The following is a 559-nucleotide window of genomic DNA, read 5'->3' as shown; positions in this document are numbered from 1 at the left end:
CAAAGCTCACGCTTCACCTTCGACGCAGAGTGGAATGCTCCCCTACCGATCATTACTGATCCCATAGCTTCGGTAAATTGCTTAATGCCCGATTATTATCCACGCCCGACTCCTCGACTAGTGAGCTGTTACGCACTCTTTGAATGAATGGCTGCTTCCAAGCCAACATCCTAGCTGTCATAGGGACCAGACTTCGTTAGACTAACTCAGGCAGAACTCCGGGACCTTAGACGGCGGTCTGGATTCTTCTCCTCTCGGGGACGGACCTTAGCACCCGCCCCCTTACTGCCGGACTGCAGACCGTGAGCATTCGGAGTTCGTCAGGACTCGATAGGCGGTGAAGCCCTCTTGTCCTATCGGTCGCTCTACCTCTCATGCTGAACGCCGCACGCGGCACCTAAATGCCTTTCGGGGAGTACGAGCTATCTCCAAGTTTGATTGGCCTTTCACTCCTACCCTCAGTTCATCCGTAAGCTTTTCAACGCTTATCGGTGCGGTCCTCCAGCTGGTGTTACCCAGCCTTCAACCTGGCCAAGGGTAGATCACTTGGTTTCGCGTC

The 559-nt window shown here is 54.2% G+C and carries 1 rRNA gene; it reads right to left on the bottom strand.

The features are described 5' to 3' along the window. Positions 1-559, bottom strand: a 23S ribosomal RNA gene (locus tag ABD126_RS38650); the annotation flags it as partial.

Source organism: Saccharothrix mutabilis subsp. mutabilis (assembly GCF_039521145.1).
Lineage (GTDB): Bacteria > Actinomycetota > Actinomycetes > Mycobacteriales > Pseudonocardiaceae > Actinosynnema > Actinosynnema mutabilis.
This window is presented reverse-complemented; position numbering and strand designations above follow the sequence as displayed.